Below are 25,666 nucleotides of genomic sequence, written 5' to 3' on the forward strand. Positions count from 1 at the left end.
CTTAAAAATTCAATAAAAAAACATAGTGATTTATGTAAATTTTAATATTAAATTTGATTTACTCAAATTCGTATATTAATCAAGTGCGTTAAAAATATAAAATGAAATTATTTTTAAAATTCGATTTCACTAAAATCTGCAATACTATTTTACAAGAAAAACTAAACGCTTGTAATTTTAAGTTTCAACAAACAGCATTTGGAGAAGTTGAACTCCTTGAAAAAGTAACGCGTGAACAGTTAGATGCATTCAATAGTAGCATTGAAGATTACGGTATTTACGTAATTGAAGATGCTAAAAAAATTATGGTTCAGAAAATTAAAGATGCTATTACAGATATGGTATTTAATGAACAAAATAATATCAATGTAAACACATCGGTGTTTTTGGCAGAAAAATTAGATCAAAATTATAATTATCTTTCTAATTTATTTTCAGAAATAACGTATACTTCAATAGAAAATTATGTCATTCTACAGAAGATAGAATACACCAAAATATTATTGACAAAAGAAGAACTTTCTTTAACCGAGATTGCATATAAACTAAATTACTCTAGTGTAGCGCATTTAAGTAAGCAGTTTAAAAATACCACAGGAATAACCCCTTCAGCTTTTCAGCGCATTATTGCTAAAAGAAAAGGAAACAGTATAGAGTAATTTAAAATATTTGCCACTATGAATAAAGAATACATCAATATAGCTCTAGCTGATGATGATGAAGATGATAGATTCTTTTTTACCGAAGCTTTTGAAGAACTAAAGATAAAAAATAAAGTAACGACCTTTAAGGACGGTATAGATTTGATGTTACATTTAGAACAAGAAAGCAATGTGCTTCCTGATTTATTGTTTTTAGATTTAAACATGCCCAAGAAATCAGGTATAGAATGCCTAAAGGAAATTAAATTAAATACCAAATTTAAAGATTTAATCATAGCCATTTATTCTACGTCCTCCTCAGAAGAAGATGTAGAAAAAACATTTGTGTTAGGGGCTAATATTTATATTACTAAACCAAATGATTTCGAAAAGTTAAAAAAAGTGCTTTCTGAAGTTGTGACTACAAATTGGCAGTATCATACCAGTGGTTTAAACAAAGAAAACTTTTTATTACGTCTATAAATTATGCTATTAACTCCTAGTAAACTTTTAAAAATTGTATTTGGCGTTGGACTCTTCGTTATATTGTGCATAGGAGGCATAACATATAAACATTTAGGTTCACTTTCTCAAACCTCAGAGGTTGTAATGGATACTTACAACTTAAGAAATGAATTAGAAACTATTATATCTAACCTTAAAGATGCTGAGTTAGGTCATAGAGGTTTTTTACTCACCAATGATTCGCTGTTTTTAGAGCCCTACCAAGAAAGTATAGATAAAATAACCAACAATCTTAATAGGTTAGATACTTTAATCATTAAAAATAATGGACAACGTAAAAATCTAAATCAACTAGAAATTGATATTGCTAAACGGTTTATAATATTCAATAAATCCTTAGACATTGTTGAAGATAAAAGTGCTCTTAGTAATGAGTTATTCATTTTGTTGCATGAAGGTAAATATAAAATGGATCGCATTCGTGATGATATTTCTGTAATGTTAGATTTTGAAAACAAAATGTTATTAGAAAATCAGAAAAAGAATGAACAAGCCATTGGTACAACCCCTTTATTCTTGTATGGAATTTTAATTATAACACTAGTATTATTGCTTGTAGCTTATGCTAAAATTAATCGGGATTTAAAAATATTAAAAGATAATAACGAAGATTTAGAAATATTTAAACAGCTAACTGAACAGGCTGAAATTATTAATGATAGTAGTACATGGGTTTGGGATATAGAGAATAATACGTTTAAGTTTTCTGATAATTTGTACCGTTTAATAGGTGAAGAACCTCAGAGTTTTGAGTCTACTTTAGAAAACTATATGAGTTATGTGCATGATGATGATCGCGAAATTTTAGGGCAACAAATTAATTTGATGTTTAAGGAAGAGAAATTTCCTTTTATTAATTATAGAGTTGTACATAAAGATGGAACCGTGAGATGCTTAAGAGGCTACGGGCAGCTAATGGATTCTGAACTTGGTGAAAAATTTTTACTTGGTATAACGATGGATATTACCGATGATTTAAAAAATTATGAAACCATTGAAGAACGCAACAAGGAATTAGAACGCAACAATAAAGAGCTGTCTGCTTTTAATTATGTGGCGAGTCACGATTTACAAGAGCCTTTAAGAAAAATTCAAACCTTTATTTCGCGTTTAGAAACTAAAGAGAAAGAAAATATTTCAGAAAAAGGACAATTCTATTTAGAAAAAATAAAATCTTCTTCGGCAAGAATGCGAATGTTAATAGAAGATTTACTTCAGTATTCGCGAACTAATAATTCTGATAGTGAATTTAAGCGTACCAACATGAACATTCTATTAGAGAATGCTAAACAAGAATTGTCAGATAGTATTGAGGCTAAAAATGCTGTTGTTATCAGTGCTGATTTGCCTACCATGGAAGTCGTTTCTTTCCAAATACAACAATTGTTTATTAATTTACTTAGCAACTCTTTAAAATACTCAAAAGAAGGCGTGGCACCTAAAATAGAAATTACTCATCAGGAAGTTAGCTCAGATGATGTTGTTGAGATATTAAATAAATCCTTGTTTAAATACCATCACAAAATTACATTTACAGATAATGGTATTGGGTTTGATCAAATTTATGGTGAAAAGATTTTTGACCTTTTTAATAGGTTACACGGCAAATCTGAATATTCTGGTACGGGTATTGGTTTAGCCATATGCAAAAAAATTGTTGACAATCATAATGGTGTAATCCTCGCAGAAGGACAACCTAATATAGGTGCAACTTTTACAATTTACTTACCTTTCTTAAAATAGTATAAAATATTATTGAAATTGTATAACACTAACAGATTTCTATTAAGGATATTTGTCTATTATTTGGTGTTCAGCATATTATGATGATTCTTCTTCCCCCTATAGATTAATATGCTTTTAATACTAAAGTCTTAAATCTATGCTATTTGTTTTATGAAAACCTTGCTCTATATCTTTCTTGTGCTATTAATTATCCTATGGGCATTAGGCTATTTCGTATTTTCTCTCAATTCTGAAATTCATTTATTATTGGTGCTGGCTTTTTTTATCTTGATTTCTCTTAGTAAGTAAGTATCGTAAGTCTAAACAAGACTTGTTTCTTTTTAATTATTTTCTTTTCTACTCTGTTAACACATAGTAAATAGTATATGTTGTTAATTACCAATAGAATGCATGCCGTTATCTCCCGCTAATTATTAAAAAATTAACCTCTTCTTTTAAGTTTTGTTTAACATAAATCCTGAATCTTGTAACAAAACATTGGAATTGTATAACAGAAAACAAGGCTTGTGGTTGTTTCTTTGTATCAGCAATGTAGAACTAAAAACTAACGACCATGAAATTTACATCACAACTTATTCAAAATCAATTTTCAAAAGTAGGTAGGATATTCCCTAAACCGAATTTAAATACAAAAACAAACCTTAATGACCAACCTCATAAGGTAGAACAGAAGAAGCAGTTGATTTAAGTTTCAATTACTTAATTACAACCACATTTTAATAATAACAATCAATTAGTCTAACCATAAAACCAATAATCATGAAAATTATAGATATCAAAGCAACCAATTTGCAAGCTATGTTTCAAGCTTTAAAAAATACAATAGGTGGAACATTTACGACACAGTTTAATGAAGGAGAATTATATATCGATAATGGCGTTGGCAAAGGATTCATTAGAGGTATAGAGTTAGAAAGAGATACTACGTTTGTAGAATTTGATATAAAATTCAAAGAAGACGTAAAATTTGTTATCAAAAGTCCACAACGTGCCGTTGCTAATTTCCTTTATTGTAAAGAAGGTCGATTATCGCATTCTTTTTTAAACACCAACCGAGTTAAAACAGTTGAGACATTCCAAACGGGTGTATCGGCCAATATAACAACAAATGAAAATCATATCAATTTTTATAAAGATATATACGTCAATGCCACAATTATTTCAGTTAATACATCTAAACGAAGTTCGAGAGAACACACGATTAACAAAATGGTTTCTGAAATTTTTATAAAAAATAACACAAAAGATTACAGTTACATTGGATCTTATAATTTAAAAATTGCTGATAGCATAAAACAATTAAAAGCTATAAAACAATCTGGAGTTGTAAGAACGCTACTTATACAAGGTTTAGTTAATGTTATACTTGCTATGGAAATAGAACAACATTCAATTGATGTAAAAAGCGATAAAAATCCATCAGGATCACTAACAGCTTACGAGTTAAAACAGGTTAAAGAATTGTCTGATTATATTAACAATTTTCCTGAAACTAATTTAAGTGTCACAGAATTAGCAGCAAAGATTTCAATTAGTCCAGCTAAAGTTCAAGAAGGCTTTAAGTTAATGCACGATAAGACTTTGAATAATTATATAAGATATGTTAGAGTTAAAAAATCGGAAGAGCTTATAAAAAATACCGACTTAAATATTTCTGAAATTGTGTACTCACTTGGATTTTCAAGTAGAAGTTATTTTTCTAAAATCTTTAAAGAACAATATAAGTGCTCACCAATAGAGTACAAACAAAACAATAAGTTAGCTGCTACAGCATAACATATATAAATGCGGTTGAGTAAGTATTATATTTAATAGTTATTCAACCGCTTTTTCATTTTTTGATTCACCTTAAATATAAAATGAAATTTATATTTTTGACCGATGAATGATAATTTAAAAAATGAATTCTTTGGTATTGGCATCCAAAACGGAAAAACACCAGAAAATCTAGGCGTATTATGGCGGTCAGCTCAAAATTTAGGCGCTAGTTTTATTTTTACGATTGGTAACCGTTATGCTAAGCAAGCATGTGATACACACAATGCAGTTAAATCCATGCCATACTTCCACTACGAAACTTTTGAAGACTTCTTTAATAACCTGCCTAAAGGCGCACGACTGGTTGGTGTAGAATTAACCGATGAGGCTGTTGCTTTAGAGACTTTTAATCATCCTAGACGTTGTGTTTATCTGCTAGGTGCAGAAGACCATGGCTTATCTAACGAAGCCATAAATAAAAGTCATTTTCTAATAAAATTTAAATCACAATTAAGCCTCAATGTAGCTGTTGCAGGAAGCATAATTATGTATGATAGAGGCATTGATAAACCTCGAGTTTAGTTCTTATTGCACATAAAAAAACCTTGAACATTATGCTCAAGGTTTGTTGTTATGAATTAAAAAGGGTTTTAACCATTCATAGAAATTAAAAACTCTTCATTATTTTTTGTTTGCTTAAAACGATCATTAATAAATTCCATAGCTTCAACCGGATTCATGTCAGCTAAGTACTTACGCATTACCCACATTCTTTGAATCGTTGTTTCGTCTAATAAGATATCATCACGTCTTGTACTCGATGAGGTTAAATCTATCGCTGGGAAAATACGACGGTTAGAAATCTTACGATCTAACTGTAATTCCATATTACCAGTTCCTTTAAATTCTTCAAAGATTACTTCGTCCATTTTAGAACCAGTTTCGGTCAATGCCGTCGCAATAATAGTTAAAGAACCACCATTTTCGATGTTACGAGCAGCACCAAAGAAACGTTTTGGTTTGTGTAAGGCATTAGCATCAACACCACCCGAAAGTATTTTACCAGATGCTGGTTGTACGGTGTTGTAAGCTCTTGCTAAACGCGTAATAGAATCTAATAATATAACCACATCGTGTCCGCATTCTACTAATCGTTTTGCTTTTTCTAAAACAATATTAGCAATTCTAACGTGTTCGTGAGCTTCTTTATCAAAAGTAGAAGCAATAACTTCACCACGTACATTACGTTGCATATCTGTTACTTCTTCAGGACGTTCATCAATTAATAAAATCATTTGATAAACTTCAGGATGATTTGCTGCAATAGCATTAGCCACATCCTTAAGTAACATGGTTTTTCCTGTTTTAGGCTGTGATACAATCATACCACGTTGCCCTTTACCAATAGGAGAAAACAAATCCATTATTCGTGTAGAAATTGTGGCTTGTCGTTCAGCAATATTGAATTTTTCTTGAGGAAATAATGGTGTTAAGTGCTCAAAAGCAACACGATCTCTAACAACATTAGGGTTTTGACCGTTGATTTTACTCACTTTAATAAGTGGAAAATATTTTTCACCTTCTTTAGGAGGTCTTACACGTCCAAGAACGGTATCACCTGTTTTTAAGCCAAATAATCTAATTTGAGATTGGGATACATAAATATCATCAGGAGAGGAAAGGTAATTGTAATCCGAAGATCTTAAAAATCCATAACCATCTTGCATAATATCTAATACACCTTCACTCTCAATGATAGCATCAAATTCATAATCAGGCTCGCGGTAACGATTTCTGCTATCCTTATTGCCATTATTTTTATTGTTACCATCTTTAGAACGTGTTTGTCTATTATCCTTGTTTTGAGGACGTCTATTGTCGTCTTTACGAGGATTAGGCTTCTTTTGTTCTTGAGGTTTATTCTGAGTTTTGTCTTTTGAAGTTGTATCTGTTTTCGATTTGTCCTCTTGAGCTTTACGTTCTTGAGGTTTACGAGGTGCGGGTTTCTTCTTTTCTTGAGGCTTAACTGCAGCAGCTTCTGCTTTGTTGTCCGAAAATTCTAAAGATTTTTGGTCTTTACCATCTTTAGGTGCTTTCTGTACTCTAGCACGTTTCTGTGTCGGTTTACTTGGCGCTTTTTTCTCTGGTGTTTTTTCTGTCTCAACCTTAGCTTTGACCTCTTCTGGGTTAGCAGCTTGGTAGTCCAAGATTTTGTAAACCAGGTCTAGTTTTTTTTGAGTACGGTATTTTGGTACGTTTAGTTGTTTTGCTATTTCCTGTAATTCAGGAAGTTTTTTAGCTTTTAACTGAGAAATTTCAAACATTCTGTATGTTATATATGTATTATAATTTTGATATTATTAAATCAATATTTTCTAAATGAAATAAAAAGAAAAAAAGTGATATTAATTTGGAAGATTAGAAAGATGCAATTCAGTACGCTGCGTCTTACTATTGCAATAATACGATTTTATTTTAAAACATTTTCTATCTTTTTAAAAAATAAACTCCTAATTTTGCAGAACTTTTTTAATAAAAGATATGATTCAACGCATTCAAACTCTATATTTATTTTTAGCTGCAGTAATTTCAGCCGGCTTAATATTTGTGTTTCATTTGTGGACAGATAACCAAGGCGCTAAGGTTTTTGCCTTAGATAATTATTTATACTTAGGCTTGTTTTTAGGCTCAGCTTTATTATCTTTGATTTCAATATTTAGATTTAAAGACCGGAAATCTCAATTTGTTTTGGGACGACTGAATATCATATTAAACTTTATTTTACTAGGAATCTTTGTATATCAATCTCTTAGCTTATCTGGAGAAACTAACGTTTCGGAGAAAGGTATTGGGATGCTTCTTCCTATTTTTTCTATTGTGTGTTTAGTCTTGGCTAACAAGGCTATAAAAAAGGATGAAGATCTTGTAAAATCTGTAGATCGATTACGATAGACCTAAAATCTTAGTAGTATTAGTGTGAAAAACCCAAACGCTGCCGTTTGGGTTTTTTTATGGATAAAACCCACTCCAACCTTCTAAAAGAGAAGGTGCTTATAATCATTAAAAGTTAATTTCTTTCAATTTTTTGAGCGAAGTAGAGAAAACTACCTCAACGAGAAGGTGAAACTCATTCTTGAGCGACATATTAAGACATATTTTAGAGAATGTTTTCTATCGGTATAAGAAAATCCTTCTCATTGGGAAAGATTTAGGATGGACTATTGAACTCTATAACTTCTAAGTCTTTTATGTTTTTTCCATCTATCTTAAACCTAAGCATCGTTCTTACTTTATGAAAACCATGCTTACCAGCAGCACCAGGATTCATATGGAGTAGATTTAATTTTTTATCTGGCATCACTTTTAAAATATGAGAATGCCCTACAATAAAAATATCAGGTGGATTTTTAGTTAGTTCCTCCCTAACAGTTGCATTATATTTAGGCGGATAGCCACCAATATGAGTCATCCATATATCCATACCTTCACACATAAACCGATTGTGAAGAGGAAATTCAGCACGCGCTTCAGTGCTATCTATATTTCCGTAAACGGCTTTTAAGGGCTTTAATTTTTTAATCTGGTCAGTAACATCTAAGTCACCAATATCACCAGCGTGCCATACTTCGTCGGCTTGCTTTACATGTTTTAGAATTGCATCGTCTATATAACTGTGTGTGTCTGATAAAAGGAGTATTTTTTTCAAGAAAAATAATGGTTTTTGTTCCGCAAATCCCAATAATTATAGGGAGAGAATCTTGTTGTTATAAAAATGTTTTTGGTGAATTAGCTGTCTTGCTTTTTTAACTCTAAATATTCCGTTAACGAGATTCCTACGTTCGCAGGAATAAAGTATCTTTGCCTTTTAACAAAAGTAAGATTTCTATTGCGATTTTTCATTGAACTTTCATATAATGGTGGCGCTTATCATGGTTGGCAAAATCAGCCCAATGCTATTTCAGTACAAGAGGTTTTAGAAAAAGCATTGTCTACGATTTTAAAAACTAAAATTGCTGTTATGGGAGCGGGACGAACAGATGCTGGTGTTCATGCAGCTCAAATGTTTGCCCATTTTGATTTTGAAGGAAATTTTGAGTCTAAAGATTTAGTCTATAAACTCAATTCATTGCTGCCTAAAGATATTGCTATAAGGTCTGTTTTTAAAGTGAAACCAGAAACACACGCCAGGTTTGAAGCTAAGAGTAGAACTTACCATTATAAGATTTCTACCTCTAAAAATGTATTTGATTACGATTTTGCTTACCAAGTGCAATTACCTTTAAATGTAGAGGCCATGAATAAAGCCTGTGAAATACTATTTCAGTATAAAGATTTTCAATGCTTTTCAAAGGTTAATACAGATGTAAAAACGTATAATTGTGATTTAAAAGAAGCATTTTGGACTAAAAATAACGAGCAACTTATTTTTACAATTACAGCCGATCGTTTTTTAAGAAATATGGTAAGAGCTATTGTTGGCACCATGATAAATGTTGGCTTAGGAAAAATTAATCCAGAAGATTTACACGCCATTATTACTTCAAAAAGTAGGAGTGAAGCAGGATTTTCAGTGCCTGCGCATGGCTTATATTTGGTGAAAATTATTTATCCTGAAAGCATAAAAATAGAACATAAAAATTTATAGATTCCTGATTTACTAGGATAGAGATACTGAAACGAGCTCAGCATAAAATGGCAGAAAAAGGAAAAAAAATATTTGATACGTCGTTGTTTACACGTTTGCTAAAGTATATAAAACCATACAAAACGGTTTTTATTATTTCTTTATTCTGTGTGATTGGCTTGGCGTTATTTGGCGCATTTAGACCTTATGTTTTAAAAGAGGCTATCGATGTTAAAATAGCCAATAAAGAATACAATGGCTTTGTAGTCTATATGGCTATTATGTTGGGCTTATTAATTCTTGAGGTATTATCACAACTCCTATTTATCTATTATGCAAGTTGGCTCGGGCAAACGGTGGTTAAGGATATCCGTGTGAAACTTTTTCGCCATATGCTAAAATTTAAAATGACCTATTTTGATAAATCTTCAGTGGGTGTTTTAATTACAAGAGCGGTCACCGATATGGAACGTATAGCCGACATTTTTGGCGAAGGCTTATTTATGATTTTTAGTGACATCTTAAAAATGCTTGTTGTCGCTGGCTTTATGTCTTTTATAAACTTAAAATTGAGTTTAATTGTTTTTGTAACCATGCCTCTTGTATTGTTTGCGACTAAGATTTTTCAGAAGTATATGAAAATTGCTTTTGAAGATGTCCGTACTGAAGTTTCTAACCTTAATTCTTTTGTGCAAGAACGGGTTACGGGTATGAAAATTCTACAATTATTTACTCGTGAAGATACCGAATATAAAAAGTTTAAAGCCATCAACGAACGTCATAAGAAGGGCTGGTTAAAAACGGTTTGGTATAATTCAATTTTCTTTCCTATTGCAGAGTTTTTAGCCTCATTAACCATGGCAATGGTTATTTTAATCGGTGGTTTTGATGTTGTTTCAGAATCCCCAGAAACAACAATGGGCGATTTAATTTCTTTTACCATGTTTATTCCAATGCTATTTAGACCTTTAAATCAAATTGCGAATAAATTCAATACACTACAAATGGGGATGGTAGCCGCAGACCGTGTATTTAAAGTGTTAGATACCACCTCTAATATTGATGATTCTGGTACGGTAGAAACGCATAATTTTAAAGGTGCTATTCTGTTTGAAGAGGTACGGTTTGCTTATATAAAAGATGAAGAAGTTTTAAAAGGAATTTCATTTCAGGTTGAAGCAGGAGAGACCGTTGCTATTGTTGGTGCAACAGGTGCAGGAAAATCGACTATCATTAATTTATTAAATCGCTTTTACGATATTGATTCTGGAACGATAAAAATAGATGGTATCGCGATTAAAAATATGACCTTAAGTTCACTGCGAAATCAAATTGCAGTCGTACTACAAGATGTATTTTTATTTGCCGACACTATTCTAAATAATATTACTTTAAATAACGAAACGATTACTGAAGCCGACGTTGTAAAAGCAGCAAAAGCTATTGGTATCCATGAGTTTATCTCTAGTCTTCCTAATGGTTATCATTATAACGTAAAAGAACGTGGTGTGATGCTATCTTCTGGTCAACGGCAATTAATTTCATTCTTGAGAGCTTATGTTACTAATCCTAGTATTTTAATTTTAGACGAGGCGACTTCTTCGGTAGATTCTTACTCAGAACAACTCATACAAGATGCTACAGATAAAATAACGAAAGACAGAACCTCAATTGTAATTGCACACCGTTTGGCAACCATACAGCAAGCCGACAAAATTATTGTGATGGATGCAGGTGAAATTGTTGAAATAGGAACGCACCAATCTCTTCTTAAAAAAGAAAAAGGACATTACAAAAATCTTTATGAAGTTCAATTTTTGAAGGCTGAGACAGCTTAATGCTATAACTATAGCTATTAGAAATTAATTGTATAAGATATTTTTTATACCCCTTTTATTTTAAGGTAGGTAACTATTGTGATTATAAAAAATATGATTAATATAATCATTGACATAAAATAAATAGTCATAACCAATAAAAACCTAGAAAAGGTTTCCAAGAAACTCGACTTAAAGATACGTTTTAGGATATAGAATAAATAAGCAAATACAGGAAGCGATAGTATAGATGACGTAATAATATAATCAATATTCAAAAACAAAAATATGATACTCGTTATTGCGGTGATAATTATTGTTTGTGCAGTATAGTATAAATTAAGGACTAAATGTTCAGTGAAATTGTAAGTCCGTTCTTTAATAATATAATAGGCCAGCCAACTTCCTAAAGCATAAAAGGGAACCGTTAAAATGTAAATTATACTTTGGTATTTTGTAAACAAATCTGGCGATAAGTCTCCAAAAGGGTTTTCAGTTTTACTACCAGAAGCATTAAAGCCCTCTGCAAATCCTAATCCAAAGTCTGTTGAGCTAGAGAAAAAGTTCTTTATTATAAACACCTGTATTCCAGCTAAGGTTAAAGCAATGGCAAAATACTGAAGAACATCTATATAGCGTTTGCGTGTACCATTAATATAACCTACAATTACAGCTTCAGGACGTCTAAATAAATCAATAAATGTGCTGAGAAATTTATTGTCTATAGAAATAAATTGCTCATTAACTTGTTGCGCAATTACTTTAGGTTTTAATCGGTTCTGAATGACCTTTGCACCACATTCATCACAAAACTTTTGTGCGTTTCTAAGCGTGTTATTACAGTTCTTACATTCCACTAACCAAGATCTTCTTTAATTTTGTTTCTAAGTTCATCAGTGTTTTTAAACATTACAAACTCGCCATTTTTTATATAAGAAACTTGTCCGGTTTCTTCACTTACACAAAGTGCTAAAGCATCTGTTTTTTCTGTAATACCAATTGCTGCTCTGTGTCGTAAACCAAAACGTTCAGGAATGTTTTTTTCATTGTTAACAGGAAGAATAACACGTGTCGCTTTTACTACATTTTTATCAATAACAATAGCGCCATCGTGCAACGGACTATTTTTAAAAAAGATACTTTCTATAATAGGTTGCGACACTAAAATATTCATTTCATCTCCTGTACTAGTTAGAAAATCTAGGTTGTTATTGCGTTCTAAAACGATTAATGCACCTGTATTTGTGCTTCCCATTTTGTTACAAGCATTAATTATAGCATCGATATCAGTTGTGGTTTGGTCATCATTTTTTAGAAATTTAAAATTCTTAAAAAGATTTCGTTTCCCACTAATATTTGTTGAGCCAACCATTAAAAGGAACTTTCGTATTTCGGGTTGAAAAACCACAATTAAAGCAATAATACCAACCTTCATAAAGCCATCAAAAATGCTGTAAAGCATATGCATGTTAAGATAGTCGGTGAGTCGCCAAGCAAAATAAATGATAAGAATACCAATAAATATATTGATGGCTACTGTGCCTTTTACAAGTTTGTAAATGTAGTAGAGCAATATGGCAACAAGAAAGACATCAACAAAGTCTATAAATCTAAAATCCCAAAGTTGTAAGTTGTCCAAATGTTAAGTGTTTCTGCTAATTTAACAATTTCTGTTTATTAGTAAAGAAAATGCTTTACAATAAATGAGATGTGCTTTAGGTTCTAATATCTAATAAATTAATTCTTCGGTGCTTATTTCTGTCATTTCATTTGTGAATTGAAGCACTTTATGTTTCAATGTTATATAATCTTGAAAATTTAAATCTTTACTAAAAGCTAAAGAGACTTTGTTTTTATGCTGTCTGTAAAACTCAAAAGCCGCTTCGTTTAAAAATGCATCTATTTTTAGAACCTCGTCGTTGGTTTGCTTACCCTCATTAAACTCACTGATAGCAACTAATTTGTCTGACATAAAATTAATAAGCACTAATCGATTAGTGCTTTTAAGAGCTTTATCCTTTCCAAAGGCATTAATATCTGTGATGTAATACACATCTGTAAATTCTAAAAAGCCTAAATTTTTAATCGTTGTATCGTTACAAGTGTAATAATTTTTTGCGGCTTCATTTTTATGAATTTCTGCATTCCGTTTTTTGTCTTGCATCATTGTTATCTTCGGAATAGCTTGCCCTAACGTTAAGCGCTTGTCAACATTGACTAACCAGTTTGTTGTACTAATTATATTCTTTCGATTTAATAAGGTGGAATCGGGTTGTGTTTCATCATAGAAAATATAAGCAGGAGATACGTCTAAAACTTCGGTGACTTCAGCATTTTCAATTTCAGGTAAATGTAAAATACGTTCGTTATTACAACTGAATAGGCATAAAATGGAGAGTAAATATATATAGCGCATGGTTTGCTTAAAGCTTTAAATTCAAAATTACGGTTTTCGGTTCATGTTTCAGACCAACTAGGTTTTTAAAACCTGCTAGGTCTTAGATGTTAGTTGATTAAAAAGTGTGACACATTCCATAGCTTCTTTTACATCGTGTGCACGTAAAATTTTTGCTCCTTTTTGTAAAGCCACCATATGTAATGCGGTGGTGCCGTTAAGGGCATTTTGAGCGGTGGAATTTAGGGGTTTGTAAATCATAGATTTACGCGATATGCCAGCTAAAATAGGTTGGTCTATAAGTTGAAGTAATTCCTGTTGATTCAATAGCTCATAATTCTGAGCTAAGGTTTTTGCAAAGCCAAAGCCAGGGTCAATAATGATGTCGTTTATTTTTTCTTCATGAGCAGCAGCTATGCGTTCTCCAAAATAGGCAATCATTTCTTTTGTTAAATCCTTGTATTGGGTGTGTTGTTGCATGGTTTGGGGTGTGCCTTTCATATGCATCATAATATAAGGAACGGCTAGTTTTCCAACTGTAGAAAGCATGGCATCATCTAATTTTCCTGCAGAAATATCATTGATAAGCGCAGCACCAGCTTCAATACTTTGTTTAGCAACTGTACTCCTAAACGTATCAATAGAAATTAATGTTTCAGGAAAATGTTTCAAAATAAGTGCAACAACAGGAATCACACGTTTTAATTCTTCAGTTTCACTAACCACATCGGCATTTGGTCTAGAGCTGTAGCCGCCTAAATCTATAAAAGTAGCACCATAATTTAGCATGGTTTCTACTTGCTGCAAGATTTCAGTTTCATTTTTATAGGTGCCACCATCATAAAACGAATCTGGTGTTACATTAAGAATACCCATCACTTTTGGTGTGGATAAATCGATTAATTGGCCTTTACAGTTTATAGTCATCTAAATGGTTCTATATTCACAATTTAAAATTCAAAGTTGCGCTAAATTCTTAAAAAAAATGAATTTAGAACTCAGAACTTTGAACTCTTAACTATTTGTCCGAAATTTACGGAAATTTACTCGATAATCGAGATTAATCCAAAGCGCAGCGCTTTGTCTATAAATAATTTTAACCCAAAAGTTTTTCTTTCGGAAAGTTAATTAAACCAATGCAAGATACTTCAAAACAATACGATGCTGTTATCGCTAAATGCAGAACACTTTTTGTAAATAAAATGAGTGATTATGGCAGTGCATGGCGCATTTTACGTTTACCATCACTTACCGATCAGATTTTTATAAAAGCCCAACGCATTAGAGGTTTGCAGCAAAATGAGGTTAGAAAAGTAGATGAAGGTGAAGTGAGTGAGTTTATAGGAATTATAAACTATTGTGCCATGGCATTGATTCAGTTAGAAAAAGGTGTTGTAGAACAACCCGATTTAGATACTGAAGCAGCCACTGATTTGTACGATAAAAAAATAGCACTGACCAAACAGTTGATGCTCAATAAAAATCACGATTACGGTGAAGCTTGGCGAGATATGCGTGTAAGTTCCTTAACAGATTTAATTTTACAGAAGTTATTACGCGTTAAGCAAATAGAAAACAATGCCGGAAAAACCATAGTTAGCGAAGGTATTGATGCCAATTATCAAGACATGATTAATTATGCAATTTTTGCTTTAATACATTTAAATGAAGCCGATTAATCTGTTGTCTTGTAAAAAGAAGATGCCATAAAAAATAATTAATATCATGAACTATATAGTACAGCTTAGCCGAATATTCACGGGAATATTATTTATAATCTCAGGATTTATAAAATTGAATGACCCGCTTGGGTTTTCTTATAAACTAGAGGAATATTTTGGAGCAGATGTTTTAAATATGGAGTTTTTAATTCCTTACGCTCTAGGGATTTCGGTAATTGTTGTGGTGTTTGAAGTTATTTTGGGTGTCTTTTTGCTAATTGGTTACAAGCCAAAATTCACGATTTGGAGCTTGTTATTAATGATTGTGTTTTTCTCATTCCTTACCTTTTATTCAGCGTATTTTGATAAGGTAAAAGACTGTGGTTGTTTTGGTGATGCTCTAAAACTAACGCCATGGGAAAGTTTTACTAAAGATATCGTTTTACTTGCGTTGATACTGATTTTATTAGCCGGTTTAAAATATATAAAACCCGTTTTTTCAAAATTACCAACTACAATTCTTGCATTGTTGAGCTTTATAGTCTCACTGTGGTTTGGCTACCATGTGTTAATGCATTTACCTGCTATAGATTTTAGAGCTTATGCGGTTGGAAAGAATCTTCAGAATGAAATGTCAACTCCAGAAGACGCTCAAAAAGCGATTACAGAATATACGTGGACATTTAATGTCGATGGTGAAGAACAAGAATTTGTAACTAACGGAAGTTACCCAAAAGTTGATGGTGAATATGTTGGTGTAGAAACAAAAGTTATTGATGAAGGCTATGTACCAGCGATTCAAGATTTCTCTATAGAAACTGAAGATGAAGACTTAACAGACTATTTCTTAGAACAAGAAAAGCTAGTGATAATAACTATGTATAATGTCAATAAAGGTGAAGCAGAAGGCATGATAAAGATAAAGTCATTTACAGACGAAGCTATTAAAAAAGGGTATACTGTAATTGGGTTATCATCTTCTGGATCTGCGGATAAAGCACAAATTAAAGCGGATTATAATTTTAATTTCGATATTTACCTTTGTGATGAAAAAGTGGTTAAAACCATTGTACGTGCTAATCCAGGTGTTATTTTATTAAATAAAGGTACAGTAACACAGAAAGCGCACTGGAATGATATCGATGCTATTGGACTTTAGTTTTTAGTCGCAGATTTTAGTCTCAGTCTCAGTTTGCAGTCACAGTTGTAGTTTGCAGTTTAAAAAAAGCAGGATTTAGAAATTCGATTTTAAGTTTAGCGCTCTGTGAAACTTTGTGCCTCTTTTGTGTAGTTTTGTGAAATAACTTTTGAATTCGAATCGAAACCTAAAGATGTAAAATTTAAGAATTTTTAAAGACCTCTAGTATTGATAAGCTATCTTTTAAATAAAATCGGTTATGCCTTTATCACCTTATTAGGGGTTATTACGGTCATTTTCTTTTTATTTACCATTTTACCTGGTGATCCGGCTAAAATGATGTTAGGGCAAAATCAAACAGAAGAACAAGTGCTAGCTGTAAAACAGAAATATGGTTTTGATAAACCTATTGGAACACAGTTTTTATATTATTTAAATGATTTATCGCCCATATCATTTCACTCAAAGAATAATAAAGATTACACGTATTTAAGTCCCAATAAATATACAGCAACAACACTTTTTACTTTAGGCAATACCACAACTGTTTTAAAAGCACCTTATTTAAGAGAATCCTTTACTAAACAAGGTAAAAAAGTGACTCAGGTTATTGGTGAAACTATTCCTAATACCTTTATATTAGCACTTTCGGCGATTATAATTGCTATTGTATTGGGTGTTGCTTTTGGCATCATTTCAGCATTATATAAAGACACTTGGATAGATAAAACCATTCAGGTTTTAAGTACATTTGGTATGAGTGTACCTTCGTTTTTTAGTGCTATTTTGTTTGCTTGGTTATTTGGTTTTGTATGGCATAATTATACAAATCTAGAAATGACAGGAAGTTTATACGCTCTCGATGATTTTGGGGAAAAGATGACGATTCAATGGAAAAATTTAATCCTTCCAGCCGTTGTTTTAGGAATTCGGCCTCTGGCTGTCGTTATTCAGCTAATGCGGAATTCATTATTAGAAGTTTTAAATCAAGATTATATAAGAACAGCCCGAGCTAAAGGTTTGAGTGAATTTCAGGTCATTAAAAATCACGCTGTAAAAAACGCATTAAACCCTGTGGTAACAGCTATATCAGGTTGGTTTGCGTCAATGCTTGCAGGCGCTGTTTTTGTAGAATATATTTTTGGTTGGAATGGCTTAGGAAAAGAAATTGTAAATGCGCTAAACACATTAGACTTGCCAGTAATTATGGGAGCGGTTTTAGTTATAGCCATTGTTTTTATCACGATTAACATATTTGTAGATGTTATTTATGCTTGGTTAGACCCTAGAGTAAAATTATCTTAATGAAATACTGATAATTGTCAATTTTCATTCTTTTTTATTATGTTATTTTTGTGATTGATTATCCTTCGAGGTGTTGCTAAATTAATTTTAGTTTATATAATCTTGTAGGTATTAAATAATAAACTGAAGTTCAATTAAATGAGATACCCATTTTAATGGGCAAAATTATGAGAAAAAACATCGTAGCAGGAAACTGGAAAATGAATAACGATTTAGCGCAAACTGAAACGTTGATAACGGAATTACAAAACCAAAGTAAGACTTCAAATGCTGAGGTTATGATAGCACCAGCATTTACAAACTTATGGCATGCTTTTCAGTCGTTAAGACAAGATGATGTAGAGGTTGTTGCTCAAAATATGCATTTTGCAGAACACGGTGCATATACAGGTGAAGTGAGTGTGAGTATGCTTAAAAGTATTGGTGTACAAACCGTTATTTTAGGACATAGTGAAAGACGTGCTTATTTCAATGAAACAGATGAAACTTTAGCTAAAAAAGTAGATACTGCATTATTAAATGAAATGCGAGTTATTTTTTGTTTTGGTGAAGAGCTAGCTGACAGAAAATCTAATAATCACGAAGCCGTAGTTGAAGGTCAGATTAAAAATGCATTGTTTCACTTAGAAGCAGATGCTTTTGAAAACATTGTATTAGCTTATGAGCCTGTTTGGGCTATTGGCACTGGTGAAACTGCAAGTCCTGAGCAAGCACAAGATATGCATGCTTTTATTAGAAAAACTTTAGCAGATAAGTACGGAAATACTGTTGCTGATTCTGTTTCTATTTTATATGGTGGAAGTGTTAAACCTGCCAATGCTAAAGAGATCTTTGGAAAACCAGATGTCGATGGAGGCTTAATAGGTGGTGCAGCTTTAAATGCCGAAGATTTTTATGCGATTGTAAACGCATTTTAAAAACCTTATCTTACTAAGTAATTAAAAAGTCCTTAACACATTGATTCTAACCAATGAGTTAAGGACTTTTTTAGGCTTAAAAATGAAATTATTTATATGCCTATTTCTACTTGAAAACGTAAATACCAATCACTAGTTTGGCTAGAATCAATATAATTAAATTCAGTATTAGTAATTTCAGCTTGTAATTTTAAAGCGTGTTCCCAAATGTATTTAGTAACTCCAACACTGTATTGATTGGTTTGTGGTGTTAAAGCTTCAATATCTTCATGAGGCTCTTGGTACGAATAACGACCAACAATTTCATAATTGTTTTTAAAAATATAACTCAATTGGGTGTCAAAACCACTACCTGCAAAAACATATCTAGTTTCCAAAATATCATCCGGATTTACCGTTAATGGGTTGTCAGAAGTTCTATTCATATAAGCTGTTTGAAAAGCCCAACCGTTATATTTTACAATAGCATCTAGTAATAAAGATTGCATATCGCGTTGTTCAAATAATTCTTCACCAATAGTACCTCGTGTTCTCCTCGCATTGTTATTATAATGATAAACCCCTGAAACCATTAATTTAGGAGTTTGCTCACGTTTTAAATCCCCTTCAAACAGCGTTCCATTACTTTGAAAACTACCAAAAGGAAAGAGTTCTAAACGGCCAGTAAACGCTAAACCATTATCGGGTTCTTTAGTCCAGTTTCGACCTTCACCTGTACTAATAGCCGTTTTTAAGTTATACGAAAATTGGTCTTGTAATTCATTTAAATAATACACTTGTAAACCAAAATCTCTATCAATATTAAAGCGGGCATTATTTATAGAGCGATCGGTGAGTTGTAAAGCACCAGAGGAATTAATACGCTGCCTGTTTCCTGGGAGTTTTGTTTGTCCAAAACCAATATTCCAATGTTCGTTGGGCCTGTAAAATACAATCGCATCTCTAATAATATTGAGATTATCGCCGTCTTCTATGGCGCCAACATCATTTGGTGAAAATGATAATTGAACCACATAAATAATACTAGGGTCACCAACATAACCATCAAAACGCAATCGCATTCGTCTTATCATAGCTTCGTACCCATCGGCTTCATCTTCATTGTATAACGATGTAAATCTATTTTGCATTCTAAACCTAATATTGAGTTTAAAAATACTGTCTGGCGATGTAATTCCTAGCCCTTTTCCATAACTATAGTAGGGAAGTGCAGAAAGTTTAATGTCATTAGTTTCTTGAGCAGGGATTAGCTGAAATAAAACTAAAAATAGAATTGAAAGGGTAATTTTATTCATGTCATTTTAATTTAAAACAAAAATAAGAGTAACTAAATTAGGATTAGTAAATTTGTAAAAAAAAATAATAATAATGTCCGAAATATACATGGGTTACACATTCAAAGTGAACCCGATAAAGCCCGCTGTTGAAATCTTAATTGCCGAACTGGGTTATGCAGGTTTTGAAAGCTTTGTGGAGAATGAAGAAGGCGTCATTGCCTATATTCAAAAAGAGGAATGGCATAAAAATATTCTAGATGATATTTACGTTTTAAGCTCTGATGAATTTGAAATTACGCATACGTATGAAGAAATTGAACAAACCAACTGGAATGAAGAATGGGAGAAAAATTTTAGCCCAATTATTGTTGACGATTTAGTTTCGGTACGTGCTCCATTTCATGAAAAACCTGATACAAAGTTTGACTTAATAATAGAGCCAAAAATGAGCTTTGGGACAGGACATCATGAAACCACACACATGATGATTCAGCATATTTTAAAAAATGATTTTACAAATAAATCGGTTTTAGATATGGGCTGTGGAACAGGCGTTTTAGCCATTTTAGCCGAAAAAGTAGGCGCAACAAAACTCGATGCTATTGATATAGACAACTGGTGTTATTTAAACAGTTTAGAAAACGTAGAACGTAATGATTGTAAACATATTTCAGTTTACGAAGGCGATGTAAAATTATTAGAAGGTAAAACCTACGATAGCATTATTGCGAATATAAACCGTAATATATTGCTTGCTGATATTGCTGCTTATGCTAAAAGTTTAAATGCTGATGGGAGCTTATTTTTAAGTGGATTTTATCAAGAAGACATCCCGATTATTGAAGCAGAATGTGATAAACACATGTTAAAATTGAAGGAAACTATACAAAAAGGGCAGTGGGTTGCGTTAAAATTTATAAATTAGTGTAAACTTAAGTTTAACTATGATTTTCCTTAATTGGAATTTCTAAAAGAACAAAAGGGATGACCAAAGAAAAATATTCAGAAGAATTACTTTTAAAAGAAGAAGCTGTAAAACAAAACGAGATTGTATTATTCAATGATGAAGTTAATACCTTTGATCATGTAATAGAGATGCTTATTTATGCTTGTGATCATGTACCAGAACAAGCAGAACAATGTGCTTTGTTAGTACATTATAAAGGTAAGTGTACAGTTAAAACAGGTGCTTATGAAGATTTAGAGCCACGATGTTCTAAGCTTTTACAGGCCGGACTTAGTGCCGAAATAGTTTAATAAAAAATCCCACCTATAGTGGGATTTTTTACTATTATAAGGTGTTTTATTTTTTTATTTTGTCATTCTTCCTACAGCACAGCTCACAAAAGATTTCGCTTTTTTAGGTAAAGAGTTAGAATCGCCCTCTATTGGATATCCCAAATCTGATAATTTGTTTTTTACGACTTCAATATCGTTTTCAACGGTAATATTAAAGCTCACTTCGTTAGTGTCGTTATCAACGCTAACATCAGAAATACCGTCTAATTTAGAGAGTTGTGTTACAATGGTATTAGCACAACCACCACATTTTAAATTTTGAATGTTAAATGTATTTTTCATATTTAGATATTTTGGAGATCTGTCCGTTTTTTAAAACGCGATAGGTCTGATAAATAATAATTTAAGAGTTAAATAAAGACTTTCTCAATTTTACAAACCAAGAAAACTAGTCCTCTATAATGTTGATGGACAAACAAAATCTGTAATTGGTAAATCAGTATTTTTAATGGCTGCAAATCCACCAGCAATATCAATTAATTTAGTATAACCTCTAGCTTTTAATATAGAGGCCGCAATTACAGAGCGGTAACCACCTGCACAATGTATATAATAGGTCTTGTCTTTATTGAGCGCATTCATCTTCTCATTAATAAAGTCTAAAGATAAATGCTGAACGTCTTCCAAGTGCGACGATTGATACTCACCATCCTTACGAACGTCTAATATATTAAGCGTATCTGCTTTTAATCTGGTGGCTAATTCTTCAGCAGAAATGGACGTTAATGTTTCAATGTCTTTTCCTGCTTTTTTCCAAGCGTCTATGCCACCTTCAAGATAACCTAAGGTGTTGTCATAGCCTACACGTGATAATCTTGTAACTGCTTCAGCAGATTTACCTTCTGGTACAACTAAAATTATGGGTTGATTAATATCCTTAATTAAAGCCCCAACCCAAGGTGCAAAACCACCATTTAAGCCAATAAAAATAGAATTTGGAATATGACTTTTTATAAAATCGGCTTGTGTTCTAACATCTAAAACTAAAGCAGATTCATGATTAGCCATAGCTTCAAATTCGTTTGGCTGTAATGCTACATTTCCTGTTTTTAAAACGCTGTCAAAATTGGCATAGCCCATTTTATTCAGCATAGCATTTTTTGCAAAATACTGTGGTGGTGGCGCAATACCATCTAAGACTTCTTTTACAAATTCAGCTTTCGTCATATCAGCACGTAACGCATAATTTGTTTTTTTCTGTTCTCCTAAAACACCCACCGTTTCTTTGCTTAAGTTTTTACCGCAAGCCGAACCAGCACCATGAGCAGGATAAACAATAACATCGTCTGCTAATGGCATAATTTTATTTCGAAGCGAATCAAACAACATACCTGCTAAATCTTCTTTGGTTAAATCAGATTTAATGGCTAAATCTGGTCGTCCTACATCGCCTAAGAATAAGGTGTCACCGGAAAAAATGGCATGGTCTTTTCCGTTTTCGTCTATTAACACATAAGTGGCCGATTCTAAAGTGTGCCCGGGTGTGTGTAATACTTTAATAGAAACTTTACCAAGTTTAAGGATTTCACCATCTGTAGCGGTGTGAATATCGTATTCTGTGCTCGCACCTGGACCAAAAACGATAGTTGCTCCAGTTTCTTTTGCTAAATCTACATGACCAGACACAAAATCGGCATGAAAATGAGTTTCTAAAATATACTTTATTTTGGCTTTATTAGCGTCTGCTTTTTCAATATATTGTTGTATTTCTCTAAGCGGGTCTATTATAGCAACCTCACCTTCAGATTCAATATAGTAGGCACCTTGTGCTAAACAGCCTGTATATAATTGTTCAATTTTCATACTTAATTAATTTGAATTGCAAATTTAAGAAACTTCATTTTTTGAAATGTGATATTTGTCACAAAGTGTGTTAAAATAACTCTTTAAACATAATGTATATTGCCATAAATATGGTGAAATAACCAAAGCCTTTTTTTAAGCGTTTAGCACTTATTTTCTTAGAAAGTGCTAAACCAATAAAAATTCCTATAATTGAAATGGCAGTAAATGTAATAAGGAATTGCCAATCTATATTGAGGGTTTTTACATCGCCTAAGAATCCTAAAAGTGATTGTATAGCAATGATAAACAACGATGTGCTGATGGCTTTTTTTATAGGGAGTTTGACTAATAGAACTAATGCAGGAACGATTAAGAATCCGCCGCCAGCACCAACTAAACCTGCTAAAGCACCGATGCCAATTGCTTGCGTGCCAATGGCAAAATAATGGGTGTTTTCAAATTCTTTTATGCTATTTTCAGTATTTATCGTTTTAGACCTAATCATTGACCATCCTGCTAATAGCATAATAATTGCAAATAACAGCATTATAAAAAGTGAATTGGTGAGTTGAAAGTCACCTACAGAAAAAAAGACTTCTGGCAGGTTAGGTATTACTAAGCTTCTTACTGTAAACACAGTAATTATAGAAGGTATTGCAAATACAATAGCAGTTTTAAAATCAATTTTATTTTTCTTTAAGTTACGCAGCGTACCAATTAAAGCTGTGTTTCCTACAATAAAAAGCGAATAACCCGTAGCAACTATAGGACTAAAACCTAATAAATAAACCAAAATAGGAACCGTTAAAATAGAACCGCCTCCACCGATTAGACCTAAAACAAGTCCAACAATTAAAGCGCCAAAATAACCTAATGTTTCCGTGAATTCCATTTTAATGTGGTAATTTGTCTTTTAGTAAACCATAGGTGTAAGTCCCTAATAATGCCGCTGCAATCACGATAAGCATAGGCCAAACACCAGTGCCTAATAAAATATACATTGGTCCAGGGCAAGCACCACATAAAGCCCAGCCTAAGCCAAAAATAGTACCTCCAATAATATAGCGAGTGAAACCGCGTTCTTTTAGACTTACTTTTAATAAGCCACCTTCAATATTTTTTATTTTTTTCATTTTAGAAAATGCTAAGAGAAGCACTCCTGTTGCAATTGCAGAACCAATAATACCGTACATATGGAAGGATTGAAATTTAAACATTTCAAAAATACGATACCAAGATACGGCTTCAGATTTAACCAGAACAATTCCGAAGACGCTTCCTACAATAAAAAATTTAATATATTTTCCCATAATTAAAATAGTATTGGATAAATAAGGTGAATCATAATTAAGCCTCCTAAAAAGAAACCGATAACTGCAATTAAAGAGGGTAATTGTAAACTGCTTAACCCTGTAATGGCGTGTCCAGAGGTACAGCCACCGGCGTAACGTGTACCAAATCCGACAAGAAATCCGCCAACAGTAAGGATTAAAATACCTTTGAGACTGAAAACAGCATCCCAACTAAATAATTCTGGTGGCAATAAATTTTGGCCAACATTATTAAACCCATAAGCAGTTAAGTCTTTAACTGTGGCCTCACTAAGGTCAATCGCTGTTGGATTTGATAAAAATGTGTGAGCAATAAAGCCTCCAAAAATGGCACCGAGAACAACTACAAGATTCCAACGTTGGCTTTTCCAATCAAATTTAAAAAATTCTGTACGTTTACCAGCACCACCTATAGCACATAAGGTTCTTAGGTTTGATGACATGCCAAAAGTTCTCCCAAAATAGAGTAGAAGATACATAACGATGGCCAGACAAGGCCCAGAAACATACCAAGGCCAAGGTTGTAATATGAATTCCATAAAATAAATTTGATGCAAAAATAAGATTCTTATAGTAGCTTGGTGATACAAAAGTGGTTAAAAGTCTAAGACTTCAATTTTGTTTCTACCAAGTTTAATTTTGTTTTCGCGTTCGAGTTGTTTTAAAAGTCTTGAAATGACCACTCTAGAAGTGTTTAAGTCTTCAGCAATGTCTAAGTGTGTCATTTCTAAATTTGTTGACGCAGAAAGTTTTACTTGATCGGTAAGGTATTTAAATAAACGTTCATCCATTTTCATAAAGGCAAGCGTGTCTATAGTTTCTAGCATTTCATCAAAACGAATTTGATAACTTTGAAGAATAAAGTTTCGCCAGCTTTCATTGGTGTTAAACCATAGTTTCATGTTTTCAATAGGAATCATGATTACCGTAGCATCTTCATCTGCAATAGCTCTAATTTTACTTACAGACTTTACCATGCAACAAGTGAGTGACATGGCGCAGGTGTCCCCAGACTCTAAGACATAGAGTAAAAGCTCATCGCCATTATCGTCTTCTCTTAAAACTTTAATGTTTCCTTTAATGAGTAAAGGAATGTAATTTAATTCCTGACCAATATCAATAATTATATCAGCTTTTTTAAAAGTTTTAATAAAAGCCACATTAGCAATACTATCGATTATTTCTGAATCGAATAAGTAGTTGAACGGTTCTAGGAGTGCTTTAGAAATCATGCATCAAAAATACTAAATTAAATAATTGAAATTGTTTGGTTGTTTTTTAATAAAAGTATTATATTTGCACCCACTTAAAATGGCCTCGTAGCATAACTGAATAGTGCACCACATTACGGCTGTGGAGGTTGAAGGTTTGAATCCTTCCGAGGTCACAATAAAGAATGTAAATTCTTAATCAAAAGCTTACAAAATCTATGATTTTGTAAGCTTTT

The 25,666-nt window shown here is 32.4% G+C and carries 29 protein-coding genes and 1 tRNA gene; 17 read left to right on the plus strand and 13 right to left on the minus strand.

Features of this window, described 5'->3' with window-relative positions; genetic code table 11:
* Positions 1 to 101: 101 nt before the first annotated feature.
* The 7 genes from HM982_RS03035 (at position 102) to HM982_RS03060 (ending at position 5,252) form a co-directional block, all read left to right on the plus strand.
* Positions 102 to 659, plus strand: a complete 558-nt coding sequence (locus tag HM982_RS03035) for a helix-turn-helix domain-containing protein (protein WP_179351641.1) — start codon at positions 102 to 104, stop codon at positions 657 to 659.
* Between the two features lie 18 nt (positions 660 to 677).
* Positions 678 to 1,124 carry a response regulator gene (locus HM982_RS03040; RefSeq protein WP_179351642.1) on the plus strand — a complete coding sequence of 149 codons (447 nt, stop codon included), beginning with the start codon at positions 678 to 680 and terminating at the stop codon, positions 1,122 to 1,124.
* 3 nt (positions 1,125 to 1,127) lie between these two features.
* Positions 1,128 to 2,909: a CHASE3 domain-containing protein gene (locus HM982_RS03045; RefSeq protein WP_179351643.1), complete on the plus strand. Its 1,782-nt coding sequence runs from the start codon at positions 1,128 to 1,130 to the stop codon at positions 2,907 to 2,909.
* A 153-nt stretch (positions 2,910 to 3,062) separates the two neighbouring features.
* Positions 3,063 to 3,200 carry a lmo0937 family membrane protein gene (locus tag HM982_RS03050; protein WP_179351644.1) on the plus strand — a complete coding sequence of 46 codons (138 nt, stop codon included), beginning with the start codon at positions 3,063 to 3,065 and terminating at the stop codon, positions 3,198 to 3,200.
* Between the two features lie 265 nt (positions 3,201 to 3,465).
* Positions 3,466 to 3,600 (plus strand): hypothetical protein, encoded by a 135-nt coding sequence (locus HM982_RS18610; RefSeq protein WP_262886533.1) that lies wholly within the window; start codon positions 3,466 to 3,468, stop codon positions 3,598 to 3,600.
* A 71-nt stretch (positions 3,601 to 3,671) separates the two neighbouring features.
* Complete coding sequence (locus HM982_RS03055) at positions 3,672 to 4,688, plus strand: helix-turn-helix domain-containing protein (RefSeq protein ID WP_179351645.1); 1,017 nt, start codon at positions 3,672 to 3,674, stop codon at positions 4,686 to 4,688.
* A 105-nt stretch (positions 4,689 to 4,793) separates the two neighbouring features.
* Positions 4,794 to 5,252 (plus strand): RNA methyltransferase, encoded by a 459-nt coding sequence (locus HM982_RS03060; RefSeq protein ID WP_179351646.1) that lies wholly within the window; start codon positions 4,794 to 4,796, stop codon positions 5,250 to 5,252.
* A 68-nt stretch (positions 5,253 to 5,320) separates the two neighbouring features.
* On the opposite strand, the gene rho is transcribed toward HM982_RS03060, so the two are convergent.
* Positions 5,321 to 6,994 (minus strand): transcription termination factor Rho, encoded by a 1,674-nt coding sequence (gene rho, locus HM982_RS03065; RefSeq protein WP_179351647.1) that lies wholly within the window; start codon positions 6,992 to 6,994, stop codon positions 5,321 to 5,323.
* A gap of 217 nt (positions 6,995 to 7,211) precedes the next feature.
* On the opposite strand from rho, the gene HM982_RS03070 reads away from it, so the two are divergent.
* Positions 7,212 to 7,622: a DUF4293 domain-containing protein gene (locus HM982_RS03070; RefSeq protein ID WP_179351648.1), complete on the plus strand. Its 411-nt coding sequence runs from the start codon at positions 7,212 to 7,214 to the stop codon at positions 7,620 to 7,622.
* Positions 7,623 to 7,878: 256 nt separating this feature from the next.
* On the opposite strand, the gene HM982_RS03075 is transcribed toward HM982_RS03070, so the two are convergent.
* Positions 7,879 to 8,376, minus strand: a complete 498-nt coding sequence (locus HM982_RS03075; RefSeq protein WP_179351649.1) for a metallophosphoesterase family protein — start codon at positions 8,374 to 8,376, stop codon at positions 7,879 to 7,881.
* 180 nt (positions 8,377 to 8,556) lie between these two features.
* On the opposite strand from HM982_RS03075, the gene truA reads away from it, so the two are divergent.
* Positions 8,557 to 9,315, plus strand: a complete 759-nt coding sequence (gene truA / locus HM982_RS03080) for a tRNA pseudouridine(38-40) synthase TruA (RefSeq protein ID WP_179351650.1) — start codon at positions 8,557 to 8,559, stop codon at positions 9,313 to 9,315.
* A 47-nt stretch (positions 9,316 to 9,362) separates the two neighbouring features.
* Entirely contained in the window at positions 9,363 to 11,132 is a 1,770-nt protein-coding gene (locus tag HM982_RS03085; protein ID WP_179351651.1) for an ABC transporter ATP-binding protein, read from the plus strand.
* A gap of 44 nt (positions 11,133 to 11,176) precedes the next feature.
* On the opposite strand, the gene HM982_RS03090 is transcribed toward HM982_RS03085, so the two are convergent.
* The 4 genes from HM982_RS03090 to folP all read right to left on the minus strand — a co-directional run bounded on the left by HM982_RS03090 (position 11,177) and on the right by folP (position 14,433).
* Entirely contained in the window at positions 11,177 to 11,968 is a 792-nt protein-coding gene (locus tag HM982_RS03090; protein WP_179351652.1) for a DUF3667 domain-containing protein, read from the minus strand.
* Complete coding sequence (gene cdaA, locus HM982_RS03095; protein WP_179351653.1) at positions 11,968 to 12,750, minus strand: diadenylate cyclase CdaA; 783 nt, start codon at positions 12,748 to 12,750, stop codon at positions 11,968 to 11,970. The genes HM982_RS03090 and cdaA overlap by 1 nt, the downstream gene beginning before the upstream one ends.
* Positions 12,751 to 12,840: 90 nt before the next feature.
* The gene (locus HM982_RS03100; RefSeq protein ID WP_179351654.1) at positions 12,841 to 13,527 is read right to left on the minus strand and encodes a hypothetical protein; all 687 of its coding nucleotides are present in this window, start codon (positions 13,525 to 13,527) and stop codon (positions 12,841 to 12,843) included.
* A 75-nt stretch (positions 13,528 to 13,602) separates the two neighbouring features.
* The gene (folP, locus tag HM982_RS03105; protein WP_179351655.1) at positions 13,603 to 14,433 is read right to left on the minus strand and encodes a dihydropteroate synthase; all 831 of its coding nucleotides are present in this window, start codon (positions 14,431 to 14,433) and stop codon (positions 13,603 to 13,605) included.
* Positions 14,434 to 14,642: 209 nt separating this feature from the next.
* Between folP and HM982_RS03110 the strand changes: the two genes are divergently transcribed.
* The 4 genes from HM982_RS03110 to tpiA all read left to right on the plus strand — a co-directional run bounded on the left by HM982_RS03110 (position 14,643) and on the right by tpiA (position 18,527).
* Complete coding sequence (locus HM982_RS03110; protein ID WP_179351656.1) at positions 14,643 to 15,185, plus strand: DUF1599 domain-containing protein; 543 nt, start codon at positions 14,643 to 14,645, stop codon at positions 15,183 to 15,185.
* Positions 15,186 to 15,231: 46 nt separating this feature from the next.
* Complete coding sequence (locus tag HM982_RS03115) at positions 15,232 to 16,326, plus strand: BT_3928 family protein (RefSeq protein ID WP_179351657.1); 1,095 nt, start codon at positions 15,232 to 15,234, stop codon at positions 16,324 to 16,326.
* A 207-nt stretch (positions 16,327 to 16,533) separates the two neighbouring features.
* Entirely contained in the window at positions 16,534 to 17,610 is a 1,077-nt protein-coding gene (locus HM982_RS03120; RefSeq protein WP_179351658.1) for an ABC transporter permease, read from the plus strand.
* A gap of 167 nt (positions 17,611 to 17,777) precedes the next feature.
* Positions 17,778 to 18,527 carry a triose-phosphate isomerase gene (tpiA, locus tag HM982_RS03125; protein WP_179351659.1) on the plus strand — a complete coding sequence of 250 codons (750 nt, stop codon included), beginning with the start codon at positions 17,778 to 17,780 and terminating at the stop codon, positions 18,525 to 18,527.
* 92 nt (positions 18,528 to 18,619) lie between these two features.
* Here tpiA and HM982_RS03130 read toward each other — a convergent pair whose 3' ends face one another.
* On the minus strand, positions 18,620 to 19,822 hold the full coding sequence (locus tag HM982_RS03130; RefSeq protein WP_179351660.1) for a porin: 1,203 nt from the start codon (positions 19,820 to 19,822) through the stop codon (positions 18,620 to 18,622).
* Between the two features lie 73 nt (positions 19,823 to 19,895).
* Between HM982_RS03130 and prmA the strand changes: the two genes are divergently transcribed.
* Together prmA and HM982_RS03140 are read left to right on the plus strand one after the other, a co-directional pair.
* Entirely contained in the window at positions 19,896 to 20,729 is an 834-nt protein-coding gene (gene prmA / locus HM982_RS03135) for a 50S ribosomal protein L11 methyltransferase (RefSeq protein ID WP_179351661.1), read from the plus strand.
* A gap of 59 nt (positions 20,730 to 20,788) precedes the next feature.
* A complete protein-coding gene (locus HM982_RS03140; RefSeq protein WP_179351662.1) occupies positions 20,789 to 21,061 on the plus strand; it encodes an ATP-dependent Clp protease adaptor ClpS in 273 nt (90 codons plus the stop codon).
* Positions 21,062 to 21,115: 54 nt separating this feature from the next.
* Here HM982_RS03140 and HM982_RS03145 read toward each other — a convergent pair whose 3' ends face one another.
* From HM982_RS03145 to HM982_RS03170, 6 genes are all read right to left on the minus strand, one after another.
* Positions 21,116 to 21,385, minus strand: coding sequence for a heavy-metal-associated domain-containing protein (locus tag HM982_RS03145; RefSeq protein ID WP_179351663.1), 270 nt, complete (start codon positions 21,383 to 21,385; stop codon positions 21,116 to 21,118).
* Positions 21,386 to 21,499: 114 nt separating this feature from the next.
* On the minus strand, positions 21,500 to 22,906 hold the full coding sequence (locus HM982_RS03150) for an MBL fold metallo-hydrolase (RefSeq protein WP_179351664.1): 1,407 nt from the start codon (positions 22,904 to 22,906) through the stop codon (positions 21,500 to 21,502).
* 70 nt (positions 22,907 to 22,976) lie between these two features.
* The gene (locus HM982_RS03155) at positions 22,977 to 23,780 is read right to left on the minus strand and encodes a sulfite exporter TauE/SafE family protein (RefSeq protein WP_179351665.1); all 804 of its coding nucleotides are present in this window, start codon (positions 23,778 to 23,780) and stop codon (positions 22,977 to 22,979) included.
* A gap of 1 nt (position 23,781) precedes the next feature.
* Positions 23,782 to 24,198: a DUF6691 family protein gene (locus HM982_RS03160; RefSeq protein WP_179351666.1), complete on the minus strand. Its 417-nt coding sequence runs from the start codon at positions 24,196 to 24,198 to the stop codon at positions 23,782 to 23,784.
* 2 nt (positions 24,199 to 24,200) lie between these two features.
* Positions 24,201 to 24,758, minus strand: a complete 558-nt coding sequence (locus HM982_RS03165; RefSeq protein ID WP_179351667.1) for a YeeE/YedE family protein — start codon at positions 24,756 to 24,758, stop codon at positions 24,201 to 24,203.
* Positions 24,759 to 24,815: 57 nt separating this feature from the next.
* The gene (locus HM982_RS03170; protein WP_179351668.1) at positions 24,816 to 25,451 is read right to left on the minus strand and encodes a Crp/Fnr family transcriptional regulator; all 636 of its coding nucleotides are present in this window, start codon (positions 25,449 to 25,451) and stop codon (positions 24,816 to 24,818) included.
* An 81-nt stretch (positions 25,452 to 25,532) separates the two neighbouring features.
* Between HM982_RS03170 and HM982_RS03175 the strand changes: the two genes are divergently transcribed.
* Positions 25,533 to 25,606, plus strand: a tRNA-Arg gene (locus HM982_RS03175).
* Positions 25,607 to 25,666: the final 60 nt, after the last annotated feature.

Origin of the sequence: Winogradskyella vidalii (assembly GCF_013403955.1) — a bacterium.
Taxonomy (GTDB): domain Bacteria; phylum Bacteroidota; class Bacteroidia; order Flavobacteriales; family Flavobacteriaceae; genus Winogradskyella; species Winogradskyella vidalii.

Coding starts and splice junctions, on each gene's coding strand:
- HM982_RS18610 (WP_262886533.1), top strand. CDS start 3,466: ATGAAATTTACATCACAACTTATTCAAAATCAATTTTCAAAAGTAGGT.
- HM982_RS03145 (WP_179351663.1), bottom strand. CDS start 21,385: ATGAAAAATACATTTAACATTCAAAATTTAAAATGTGGTGGTTGTGCT.
- HM982_RS03115 (WP_179351657.1), top strand. CDS start 15,232: ATGAACTATATAGTACAGCTTAGCCGAATATTCACGGGAATATTATTT.
- HM982_RS03085 (WP_179351651.1), top strand. CDS start 9,363: ATGGCAGAAAAAGGAAAAAAAATATTTGATACGTCGTTGTTTACACGT.
- HM982_RS03040 (WP_179351642.1), top strand. CDS start 678: ATGAATAAAGAATACATCAATATAGCTCTAGCTGATGATGATGAAGAT.
- HM982_RS03155 (WP_179351665.1), bottom strand. CDS start 23,780: ATGGAATTCACGGAAACATTAGGTTATTTTGGCGCTTTAATTGTTGGA.
- HM982_RS03170 (WP_179351668.1), bottom strand. CDS start 25,451: ATGATTTCTAAAGCACTCCTAGAACCGTTCAACTACTTATTCGATTCA.
- prmA (WP_179351661.1), top strand. CDS start 19,896: ATGTCCGAAATATACATGGGTTACACATTCAAAGTGAACCCGATAAAG.
- HM982_RS03070 (WP_179351648.1), top strand. CDS start 7,212: ATGATTCAACGCATTCAAACTCTATATTTATTTTTAGCTGCAGTAATT.
- HM982_RS03140 (WP_179351662.1), top strand. CDS start 20,789: ATGACCAAAGAAAAATATTCAGAAGAATTACTTTTAAAAGAAGAAGCT.
- HM982_RS03035 (WP_179351641.1), top strand. CDS start 102: ATGAAATTATTTTTAAAATTCGATTTCACTAAAATCTGCAATACTATT.
- HM982_RS03060 (WP_179351646.1), top strand. CDS start 4,794: ATGAATGATAATTTAAAAAATGAATTCTTTGGTATTGGCATCCAAAAC.
- HM982_RS03100 (WP_179351654.1), bottom strand. CDS start 13,527: ATGCGCTATATATATTTACTCTCCATTTTATGCCTATTCAGTTGTAAT.
- HM982_RS03150 (WP_179351664.1), bottom strand. CDS start 22,906: ATGAAAATTGAACAATTATATACAGGCTGTTTAGCACAAGGTGCCTAC.
- HM982_RS03050 (WP_179351644.1), top strand. CDS start 3,063: ATGAAAACCTTGCTCTATATCTTTCTTGTGCTATTAATTATCCTATGG.
- HM982_RS03165 (WP_179351667.1), bottom strand. CDS start 24,758: ATGGAATTCATATTACAACCTTGGCCTTGGTATGTTTCTGGGCCTTGT.
- HM982_RS03045 (WP_179351643.1), top strand. CDS start 1,128: ATGCTATTAACTCCTAGTAAACTTTTAAAAATTGTATTTGGCGTTGGA.
- HM982_RS03055 (WP_179351645.1), top strand. CDS start 3,672: ATGAAAATTATAGATATCAAAGCAACCAATTTGCAAGCTATGTTTCAA.
- folP (WP_179351655.1), bottom strand. CDS start 14,433: ATGACTATAAACTGTAAAGGCCAATTAATCGATTTATCCACACCAAAA.
- HM982_RS03110 (WP_179351656.1), top strand. CDS start 14,643: ATGCAAGATACTTCAAAACAATACGATGCTGTTATCGCTAAATGCAGA.
- tpiA (WP_179351659.1), top strand. CDS start 17,778: ATGAGAAAAAACATCGTAGCAGGAAACTGGAAAATGAATAACGATTTA.
- HM982_RS03160 (WP_179351666.1), bottom strand. CDS start 24,198: ATGGGAAAATATATTAAATTTTTTATTGTAGGAAGCGTCTTCGGAATT.
- rho (WP_179351647.1), bottom strand. CDS start 6,994: ATGTTTGAAATTTCTCAGTTAAAAGCTAAAAAACTTCCTGAATTACAG.
- HM982_RS03130 (WP_179351660.1), bottom strand. CDS start 19,822: ATGAATAAAATTACCCTTTCAATTCTATTTTTAGTTTTATTTCAGCTA.